Below are 4,529 nucleotides of genomic sequence, written 5' to 3' on the forward strand. Positions count from 1 at the left end.
CCTGGGCGGCGCCGTTCATCCTCTACAACGCCAAGCTGCTGATCTGGGACAAGGTGCTGGGGCTCGACGCCACCGATGCGCTTTCTGCCGACCTGCTGGACCTGCAGCTGCGCATCGTGACGTTCTACTTTGGCGGGGCGGCGGCTATTGGCGTGGTGCGGGCGCTGCGGAGGTGACAGAGCGGCAGCTTCTGGCGGCTGCGCTGACGGAGAGAATCGGCAGGCTCAGGGCCAACGCGAAGCTCGTGGTAGTGGCGGAGATCGTGGATTGATCCGGTCTTATGTAGCAAGCGCACCAAGAAGTATCAGAACAACTCGCCTTGATCGTTGAGATCTTCCAGAACCTCGATGACTGTTTGCACCGCGTAGGTTTCTGATATCAGTTCGTTGTCATACCCGTAACGCATTTCAATCGTTACCTTGCAGCGGAGCGCGTCGCCGGGCCGGACGTCCTTCCTTCTGTTCTGAAAGGCGTCCAAAAAATCTGTGTCCTCCATGCGGGCAGATATTGATCTTCGCCCGTGCCGCAAGTCCCATTTTGAGTTCCCAAGATAGTCAGGCTTCTTTACCGCCAAGATCATCTCTGCCGGCGGCATCTTGATCGTTTCTTTCGTCGCGAGATCAGCCAGTTCATCCGGGTTGATATCTACGCTCAGGTCCACCTCAACCCTTCCGTCTGGACCATCGAAGTAAACCCTGTCGTTCGGGCCGAGTGCCTTCTTGGCGTCCTGAAGTTGCTTGGCGATCTCGATCAGACCTGCCGGATCGGGCGGGGCATAGTCCGGCAGGCGGCGAACGTCAGTCTCTGCGGCAAGATCGCGGATTTCGCGCCTAAGGTCTTGAAGGCTCCTTGGGGCGTCATCTTGATCAATCCATCGGAGAACGACGTACTTGGCCCGCACAAGGTACTTTCCGACGGCAGGGCGCCAGTCCAGATCTTTGAGCGCTTGGTCGTCCGTAGACCGAAGGGCGTTCTTCAGCCAAATCTTCAGGCTGCCGACTTCCACGTCCTCTAGGATCATGACCGGCGAAATGCTTGAGTCCACAGACCGCGCAAGTACTCGGTCAAGCCCCTCAAAAGAACGGATCAGATCAGAGGCCGCAGTAAACACCCGTGTCGGGGATTCCTCGCCCTTTTTAAAGTCTACGACGAGCGCAAAATCCGCGTCTTCAGGCGGTCCTGGTTTGCGATCTGTAGCTGAAATCACCGCCATTTCCGCGCCTTATGTCATATCCGAAGATCTGAACAACCTATTGATTCTCGACATAGAATCATAAGAGCGGCAGAGAATCCACCTCTGCTGATCTTATTGTTCAGGTCGCTCTCGTTCTCTGGCACGCCGCCGTTGCCTCGTCCGCGCCCTCCTGGCCCCGCTCAAGCGCGTCGATTCCCCACAGGCGGACCCCCCCGCTGCCGTCGACAACGGCATAGCTGGTCAGGATCAGAACGGCGGCGGCGGCAGGTGACATGGTGGCCTCTGGGGTGGGGTGAACCGGGAACAAACTGCACGCGATTTGCACCAGAATCAGGTGCAGTTCCCGTTAAGTTCCGAGAAAATCCGAGAAAACAGTGGCTTGACCGTCACCGCTGCGCGGCGGAAGAAAAGCCTTGTTTTTCGTTACCTTGCCGCATAGACAGATCGGCGGAGACGTGGCCGAGTGGTCGAAGGCGCTCCCCTGCTAAGGGAGTAGACGGGAAACCGTCTCGTGGGTTCGAATCCCATCGTCTCCGCCACTGGCCCCAGCGAAAGCGTTCTCCCGATCCGGCTGCGGCCGGATTTTTCCGTTTTATTTTAGGGTTATGCGGGAGGGGCTGAGCACCGTCCCTGTCGGCGGGAGGCCCGAAAGCGGTCTCTCAGGGCCGATATTCTCCGGACCTGTTGCCTGTGCCCTTTTGGTGAATTTCCTGCAAGCCACTAACAAGTAATCATTTATACGTCCGTGCAGGCTGTTGCCTTTGAACCGTCCAATTGCATGCCGACCGGAACCCGGATCGAACTACCCTCAGCCAATGAACGGGTCACACTGCCCACTGCGATGAGAGCGCTTCGGCCTGCCGAAGGACAGTTTGCACAGCGGCATCCTGTAGGTCTGGCGGCAAGCCGTGCTTGCGCAATATGCGTTTCACGAGCACACGCATTCCTGCCCTAGCACTCTCGCGGTGTGACCAATCCACCGAAGCGCTGCCCTTGAGGCTGACCAAGAGCTCGTGCGCGATCACCTTGCGCGCCGCGATGATGGCCTGAGCCTTCCGAAACTGTTTCGGCCCGACGATGGCATCGAAGGCGCCGTCCGAACGGATCCACATCTCAGGGCCGTTGGCGGCCGGCTTGTGTTTCAGTTTGAACGAGCGGCGGTTGTAGATGTTGTTGCCGATGTATTTCTCATTGGTCAGGATCTGATGGACGGTCGAACGGGTCCAAGCCCGCCCGAGATCGGTGAGGATGCCGCGTTCAGTCAGTTCTGCCGCAATTTCGCTTTCCGACAGCCCCTTCTTCAGAAACTGGCTGTAGATCCAGCGCACCGTCCGGGCCTCCTCGTCTGGTCCGGGCACAAGGACGACCCGATCCGTCTGCAAGCTCTTGTGCTCGCCGCGCTTCAGTTCGGTTTTCACTTCGCCCCGTTCATTGAGAAGGGCGCGACGCAACCCGAAGCCCGCCGGGCCGCCCTGACGGTAGCCGAGCTCAGTCAGACGGCATTGGCCCGCGAAGACCTTAACTGAAAGCTCACGGCTGTATTCGCCCGCCATTGCCCGCTTAACGCTTTTCACGATGGTGGAGGCCGGAGCACCATCGTTCTCGAATTGCTCGGCGCAATAGGCGACCTGCATTCCCGCCTTTCGGCAGCGATATTGGTAATAGGCAGATTAGTCGGTGTCCTAAAAACGTCCCCAGCGGATGACGTCGTAGACCAGAATCACGCTGAATTCGGCCACGCCGGATTCGACATCGGCGATCATCTGCTGCAATGCCATCCTGCCGCCGATGATCAGGGCGCTCTTCGCATCATCCGAATAGGTTTTGACAATCCTGATGCCGCGACGTTCGGCGTATTCGCGGATCGTCTGCGCCTAGTTCTGGGTTGAGTACCGTTGATGCTCGGTCGACATCCGGACGTACTCCGCAGCCAGCAGCTGCTTGGACGGCTCGGCTTCTCCTTCGGATAATAGTGCTTTTCCCCGAGCCACGCCCGCCTCCCAAGAAATCATGTGGGATGCTTCGAGCTGATGGCCCTCCACCGCATATTGGGCGCAAATACGAACTGCCGCTCTTCATGTCCTTCCCAGAGTATTATCGAAGGAGGACGCAGAGATGCGGACCAAGACGGGCACATTTGTGCCGAGAAGGGGCACAAATGCGCACCTTGAAGCCAATGTCGCCGACTACCGGGCAGCCATTGCCGCGGCGCTTCGGGACGAACTCGGCTTGACACATCGAGCAGTCAAGACGGCGATGCGCTGGACGGGTGCCAGCGAGCGGACTGTGAAGTACTGGATCGCGGGCGAGCGTGGGCCGAGTGGCGAGCATCTGATCGCGCTGGCCAGGCACTCGGATATCGTGTTCCACGTGGTCCTGCTGCTCGCCGATCGCACAACGACGCGGATGCCGAGTAAGGTCAAGCCGTCACAGAGGCGGCGGGGCGTCCAAATTGGTTCACCGCCGCCAGACTCGATGCGTAGTATTTTTTGGTTATATTGAATACACGCCACGCCGCAGGAGCCTGCCATGTCCCGCACCACGACCATGACTGTCCGCCTCAGCGGCGCGCTCAGCGACTTCGTTGCGGCCAATGTCGGCGAAAACGGCTCCTACGAGAACATCCGCGAATACGTGCGCGACCTGATCCGGCGAGACAAGGAGCGGGCCGAGCAGGAGACTTTTGATCGGTTGAAAGCCGAACTGACCCGCGCCTTCGCCGCGCCCGAAACCAGCTACAAGCCGCTGACGGCCGCCGAAGTCATCGCTCGCAATCGAGCCTGACCAGATGGCGATCCGCGTTCAGGAGGCGGTGTCACTCCGCCTCGATGACATCTACCGCTATACGCGCGACCGATGGGGCGAGGACCAACCTGATCGCCACATTACCGGCATGTTCCAAGCGTTCGAACGGATCGAGGCGAATGACGTCGCCTCAAAGCCGATCCCGGCAGAGTTCGGCGTCGAAGGGTTCTTCTTCCGGTACGAGCATCACTTCGTCTATTGGCGCCGACTATCCGACGGCGATATCGGTATCGTCGCGATCCTGCATCAGCGCATGCATCAGATCGACAGGTTCAGGGAAGATTTTCGCGACTGAATTGGCGGGCTGAACCGCCCCGGGTCTGTGACGTTGCCAGTCACTGAGGGGTCCGACGGGGGTTTGCCCCTTCAGGACTGATTGCGGGAGCTGCTTGTTGTAGAGGGGGACGTAGCGCAGGAGGGTCTGCTCAAGGTCCTCGCCACTCTGGACGCGATGGCTCTGCAGGACATCCTCGATCCTGCCGTTGAACCGCTCGACCATGCCGTTCGTCTGCGACCGCATCGGCGGCGC

At 59.4% G+C, this 4,529-nt stretch carries 7 protein-coding genes, 1 tRNA gene and 1 pseudogene; 4 read left to right on the top strand and 5 right to left on the bottom strand.

Annotated features, from left to right (window positions below):
* Positions 1-304: 304 nt before the first annotated feature.
* Complete coding sequence (locus BYZ73_RS20560; protein ID WP_112317491.1) at positions 305-1,213, bottom strand: LAPAL motif-containing putative phage structural protein; 909 nt, start codon at positions 1,211-1,213, stop codon at positions 305-307.
* 14 nt (positions 1,214-1,227) lie between these two features.
* Positions 1,228-1,338, bottom strand: coding sequence for a DUF6471 domain-containing protein (locus tag BYZ73_RS24225; RefSeq protein WP_220086870.1), 111 nt, complete (start codon positions 1,336-1,338; stop codon positions 1,228-1,230).
* A 306-nt stretch (positions 1,339-1,644) separates the two neighbouring features.
* On the opposite strand from BYZ73_RS24225, the gene BYZ73_RS20565 reads away from it, so the two are divergent.
* A tRNA-Ser gene (locus tag BYZ73_RS20565) sits at positions 1,645-1,734 on the top strand.
* A 285-nt stretch (positions 1,735-2,019) separates the two neighbouring features.
* Here BYZ73_RS20565 and BYZ73_RS20570 read toward each other — a convergent pair.
* On the bottom strand, positions 2,020-2,829 hold the full coding sequence (locus tag BYZ73_RS20570; RefSeq protein WP_245943254.1) for a recombinase family protein: 810 nt from the start codon (positions 2,827-2,829) through the stop codon (positions 2,020-2,022).
* A gap of 48 nt (positions 2,830-2,877) precedes the next feature.
* Positions 2,878-3,060 carry a recombinase family protein gene (locus BYZ73_RS23945; RefSeq protein WP_281269510.1) on the bottom strand — a complete coding sequence of 61 codons (183 nt, stop codon included), beginning with the start codon at positions 3,058-3,060 and terminating at the stop codon, positions 2,878-2,880.
* A 250-nt stretch (positions 3,061-3,310) separates the two neighbouring features.
* On the opposite strand from BYZ73_RS23945, the gene BYZ73_RS20575 reads away from it, so the two are divergent.
* Genes BYZ73_RS20575 through BYZ73_RS20585 form a run of 3 tightly spaced genes read left to right on the top strand, consistent with a single transcriptional unit; the run spans position 3,311 to position 4,295 of the window.
* Positions 3,311-3,697: a helix-turn-helix domain-containing protein gene (locus tag BYZ73_RS20575; RefSeq protein WP_245943255.1), complete on the top strand. Its 387-nt coding sequence runs from the start codon at positions 3,311-3,313 to the stop codon at positions 3,695-3,697.
* Positions 3,698-3,724: 27 nt separating this feature from the next.
* Entirely contained in the window at positions 3,725-3,979 is a 255-nt protein-coding gene (locus tag BYZ73_RS20580) for a ribbon-helix-helix domain-containing protein (protein WP_108025569.1), read from the top strand.
* 4 nt (positions 3,980-3,983) lie between these two features.
* Positions 3,984-4,295, top strand: a complete 312-nt coding sequence (locus tag BYZ73_RS20585) for a type II toxin-antitoxin system RelE/ParE family toxin (RefSeq protein WP_108025570.1) — start codon at positions 3,984-3,986, stop codon at positions 4,293-4,295.
* A 21-nt stretch (positions 4,296-4,316) separates the two neighbouring features.
* Here the strand turns inward: BYZ73_RS20585 and BYZ73_RS20590 are convergent.
* A pseudogene (locus BYZ73_RS20590) lies at positions 4,317-4,529 on the bottom strand (integrase core domain-containing protein); the annotation flags it as partial.

This window comes from Rhodovulum viride (assembly GCF_003265965.1).
GTDB classification, from domain to species: domain Bacteria; phylum Pseudomonadota; class Alphaproteobacteria; order Rhodobacterales; family Rhodobacteraceae; genus Rhodovulum; species Rhodovulum kholense.

Bases quoted from the DNA above. Each gene is read 5' to 3' on its own strand.
- BYZ73_RS20580 (WP_108025569.1), top strand. From the start codon at position 3,725: ATGTCCCGCACCACGACCATGACTGTCCGCCTCAGCGGCGCGCTCAGC.
- BYZ73_RS20560 (WP_112317491.1), bottom strand. From the start codon at position 1,213: ATGGCGGTGATTTCAGCTACAGATCGCAAACCAGGACCGCCTGAAGAC.
- BYZ73_RS20575 (WP_245943255.1), top strand. From the start codon at position 3,311: ATGCGGACCAAGACGGGCACATTTGTGCCGAGAAGGGGCACAAATGCG.
- BYZ73_RS20585 (WP_108025570.1), top strand. From the start codon at position 3,984: ATGGCGATCCGCGTTCAGGAGGCGGTGTCACTCCGCCTCGATGACATC.
- BYZ73_RS20570 (WP_245943254.1), bottom strand. From the start codon at position 2,829: ATGCAGGTCGCCTATTGCGCCGAGCAATTCGAGAACGATGGTGCTCCG.